The organism is Mesorhizobium sp. M1409 (assembly GCF_040317535.1).
GTDB lineage: Bacteria > Pseudomonadota > Alphaproteobacteria > Rhizobiales > Rhizobiaceae > Mesorhizobium.
The window spans coordinates 1-4,105 of record NZ_JAMYKV010000121.1 but is presented as its reverse complement, the minus strand read 5'-3'; the positions used below and the strand labels follow the sequence as shown (position 1 = coordinate 4,105).

The following is a 4,105-nucleotide window of genomic DNA, read 5'->3' as shown; positions in this document are numbered from 1 at the left end:
CCGCCGTCAGCGACGTCTTGCCATGGTCGACGTGGCCAATCGTGCCGATGTTCACGTGAGGCTTGTTACGCTCGAATTTACCTTTTGCCATAGTCTCTTTCCTTGGACGGCCTGGACCTTCAGTTCAGTCGAATGCGGGGCGATTAGCGACAAAGGCCAAAAAACACAAGCGTCTTTTGGCCGGGTGCCGTCTCACCCAGTCCGAACCATCGATCCGATTGCGGGGATGTGGCGCTGATATAGGAAGGATCGAGACAAAATGAAATGGGTGACGAGCCGATCGATGGAAGCCGCGATAATGCTGTCTTGCCTGCCCAACCCCTGTCTGATTCATGACCAGGCCATGGACCATTGCTGAAGTCATCGAGGTCTGATCTCCTGACCGGATGCACTTCATCCCGCCCTCAATCCGTGGCCCGCTGTTCATGATCGTTTCGACGGGATCGTATCTCGTCAACGACACGATGATGAAACTCGCGACGTCAGGCCTGCCGTCCTACGAAGTGCTGTTTCTGCGGGGTGCCGCGGCAGCGCTCTGGGGCTTTCCGCTGTTGTTCGCACTGGGCTACGGCAAGCAGATCCCGCTGATCTTCGACGGCCGTGTGCTGCGCAGGAACCTGCTCGAGCTGGCGGCGATCCTCTGTTATGTCGTGGCGCTCGCCAACATGCAGATCGCCGATTCCACCGCGCTCGGACAGATCACGCCGCTCTTGATGCTGGTCGGCTCCTCGATCCTGTTTGGCGAGCGGATCGGTGGCCAGCGCATGGCGCTGATCGGGCTCGGCTTCATCGGCGCGCTGATGGTGGCGCAGCCGACCATGCAAGGCATTTCGGTTTACGCCCTGCTGGCGCTCGGCAACGCCGCGCTTGCGGCGGCGCGCGACCTTGCCGGCAGGCGGGTCTCGGCCGAGGTGCCGGGCATGATCGTGGCGATTTCCGCCGTCGTGGTGGTGCTGATCGGCGCCGGTGCCGCGCATCTGGTTTCCGAGCGCTGGGTGATGCCCGGGACGCACCATTTGCTGCTGATGGCAGGTGCTGGTTTTTTCCTGATCTTCGGCCACTTCTTCATCTTCATGGCCTATCGCGTCGGACCGACCAGCGCCGTGGCACCGTTCTACTATTCCTTCACCGTCTGGGCGGTGATTTCAGGCCTGCTGGTGTTCGGGCAATTCCCCAACGCGCTGGCGGTCTGCGGCATTCTCCTGGTTGTCGGCAGCGGGCTGACCATCGTGTCGCTGGATCAGCGTCAGCGCCGGCTGGCCGTCGTCGCATAGCCCCATTTATCCCCGCCGAGTGCTTGCGCACGTTTTTCCACGCTGATCTTTTTCGGCGCAGCCGACGTAATCCTGATAGGCAAGCTGCCGCACGTGCCGGCCCGCAGCCGGTCTTGCCTCGGCAGAAGTCGAAACCTCAGACGATCCGGCTGGCGCCTAAAGCGTCCGCTTTGCACTGAACTGGTGATAGGCCCACAGGACGACCATCGCGCCTGGTGCGCGGTGTTTCGGCTTGCCGGTGCTGGGGATGAGTGTCTGGAGCGGGTAGCGGGAATCGAACCCGCATATTCAGCTTGGAAGGCTGCTGCTCTACCACTGAGCTATACCCGCGCACGCAAGCCCTAGCTATTCGACAAGGTTCCGAAGGTCAAGGCGCCTCCTGCGACCCAGCCGATAGCTACCGCTCAGCCATCATCATTGGTGTGGCCCGGGGCCGGCGGGTTGGTCCTGAAGCCTTGAGTGCTATTGGTGTTTGATCGTGGCGACACTCAGTAGCGAGTTGCCCGCAAGAGGTCAAAGGCGGTCATTCGAGGACGACTACAGGCGAGGCTCTTGCGAGTATTAGCCTTGGCACAATTCGCATCCTGATCTCGGCGGACATCATGAAACCTTTTGATTTTTAAGCCGTTATGGCCGTTATGTCCGGGGCTAAATCCAAGCTGAAATCGGTCGACGGCGCCAAACCACGCGGTGCTGGAAAGTCGCGCCAGGAAAAGGCATCGGCTGTCGAAGCCGCGCCCGAGGTCGACGGGCAGGCCGCGCCCGAGGTCGACGCCCAAGCCGTCCCTGAGGTCGACGGCAAGGCGGCGCCGCCGCCGGATGTCGTCGAACCCGATCCAGAACTGACGCCCGAGGAGGCGGAGCAGGCCCGCAAGCGCTATTTGCTGAGGCGTTTCTGGATCAGCGCGCGCGGCTACTGGGGCCGCGGCGGCGATCGGCTCGCCTGGCCGTTCACCATCGGGGTGCTGCTGCTGATCTGCATCAATATCGGCTTCCAGTACGGCATCAATGTCTGGAACCGCTCGATGTTCGATGCCCTTGAGCAGCGCAACGCCCGCAGCGTTTATTTCCTCAGCGCCATATTCGTGCCCCTGGTGATCTGCAGCGGCAGCCTTGTCGTCGCGCAGGTCTACCTGCGCATGACGATCCAGCGCCGTTGGCGTTCCTGGCTGACCACCGCGGTCATTGCGCGCTGGCTGGCCAACGGCCGCTACTACCAGCTGAACCTCGTCGGCGGCGACCACCAGAACCCAGAGGCCCGCATGACCGAGGATCTGCGCATCGCCACCGAATCCCCGGTCGATTTCATCGCCGGCGTCCTCAACGCGTTCCTGTCGGCCTCGACCTTCATCGTCGTGCTGTGGACCATCGGCGGCGCGCTCACCCTGCCGATCGGCGGCGAGAGCATCACCATTCCCGGCTTCCTGGTCATCACCGCCATGATCTATGCCGCCATCACCTCCACCTCGATGGTGGTCATCGGCCGCAACTTCGTCCAGCTGTCCGAGCGGAAGAACCAGGCGGAGGCCGAACTGCGCTACACGCTGACGCGCGTGCGCGAAAACGGCGAGAGCATCGCCTTGCTCGGCGGCGAGGAGGAGGAGCGCAGCGGCATCGACAGGAATTTCGGTCATGTGCTCAGGCAATGGGCGCTGCTGACCGGCCAGCACATGCGCACGGCGGCGGTGTCGCAGGGATCGAGCCTGTTTGCGCCGGTCGTGCCGATCCTGCTATGCGCGCCAAAATTCCTCGAAGGCTCGATGACGCTTGGCGAGGTGATGCAGGCAGCGTCCGCCTTTGGCATCGTGCAGGGCGCGTTCGGATGGCTGGTCGACAACTATCCCCGTCTCGCCGACTGGAACGCCTGTGCCCGGCGCATCGCCTCGCTGATGATGTCGCTCGACGGGCTCGAGCGCGCGGAACAGAGCGATGCGCTCGGACGCATCCAGCACGGCGAAACCAATGACGGTGCGATACTCAGCCTCGACAATCTTTCCGTGACACTCGACGACGGCACCGCCGTGGTCAAGGAGACCGAGGTCGCGATCGAACCGGGTGAGCGGGTGCTGGTGGCCGGCGAATCCGGGTCGGGCAAGTCGACGCTGGTGCGGGCGGTCGCAGGCCTGTGGCCGTGGGGCGGCGGCAGCGTCAATTTCCACGCCGGCAGGCGACTGTTCATGTTGCCGCAACGTCCCTACATCCCCTCGGGCACCCTTCGCCGCGCGGTCGCCTATCCCGCGGCGGCCGATAAGTGGACAATCAAACAGATCAAGGCTGCCCTCGACAAAGTGGGCCTTGGCTATCTTGCCGACAGGATCAAGGAAGAAGCGCCATGGGACCAGACGCTGTCGGGCGGCGAAAAGCAACGCCTCGCCTTCGCGCGTCTGCTGCTGCACACGCCCGATATCGTCGTGCTGGATGAAGCAACCTCGGCGCTCGACGAGAAGAGCCAGGACAAGATGATGGAGACGGTGATCCACGAATTGCCCGATGTCACCATCATCAGCGTGGCGCATCGCGCCGAGCTGGAGGCCTTCCATAGCCGCAAGGTCACATTGGAGCGGCGCGAAGGCGGGGCAAAGCTTGTCAGCGACATTGATCTTGTCCCGCGCAAGGGCGGACGGAACTTGCTCGGGCGCGCCTTGTGGGGCTCCGGCGCGCCCAGCCGAAAGGCAGCACGACCTTGAGTAATGCGGCGCTGTCCCAGATAAAAACGGCCCGCCCGGTCGGGATACCCTGGGGCGCAGCTACCAGCGTCGGGGGGGGCGCCCCCCCCCAACCAGGGCGGAGCCAGTCGACAACAAAAAGAAGGAGGAGACGGTGAGGTATTT

3 protein-coding genes and 1 tRNA gene are annotated in these 4,105 nt (G+C 63.2%); 2 read left to right on the top strand and 2 right to left on the bottom strand.

Annotated features, from left to right (window positions below; genetic code table 11):
* Nucleotides 1–91 (bottom strand): GTP-binding protein (locus NKG99_RS35425; RefSeq protein ID WP_032908143.1); only part of this gene is annotated, 91 nt, incomplete at its 3' end.
* A 295-nt stretch (nucleotides 92–386) separates the two neighbouring features.
* Here NKG99_RS35425 and NKG99_RS35420 point away from each other — a divergent pair.
* A complete protein-coding gene (locus NKG99_RS35420; RefSeq protein WP_352874090.1) occupies nucleotides 387–1,274 on the top strand; it encodes a DMT family transporter in 888 nt (295 codons plus the stop codon).
* Nucleotides 1,275–1,530: 256 nt separating this feature from the next.
* Here the strand turns inward: NKG99_RS35420 and NKG99_RS35415 are convergent.
* Nucleotides 1,531–1,604 (bottom strand) — tRNA-Gly (locus tag NKG99_RS35415).
* A 308-nt stretch (nucleotides 1,605–1,912) separates the two neighbouring features.
* Between NKG99_RS35415 and NKG99_RS35410 the strand changes: the two genes are divergently transcribed.
* Complete coding sequence (locus NKG99_RS35410) at nucleotides 1,913–3,961, top strand: ABC transporter ATP-binding protein/permease (protein WP_352874088.1); 2,049 nt, start codon at nucleotides 1,913–1,915, stop codon at nucleotides 3,959–3,961.
* Nucleotides 3,962–4,105: the final 144 nt, after the last annotated feature.

Bases quoted from the DNA above. Each gene is read 5' to 3' on its own strand.
- NKG99_RS35420 (WP_352874090.1), top strand. From the start codon at position 387: ATGCACTTCATCCCGCCCTCAATCCGTGGCCCGCTGTTCATGATCGTT.
- NKG99_RS35410 (WP_352874088.1), top strand. From the start codon at position 1,913: ATGTCCGGGGCTAAATCCAAGCTGAAATCGGTCGACGGCGCCAAACCA.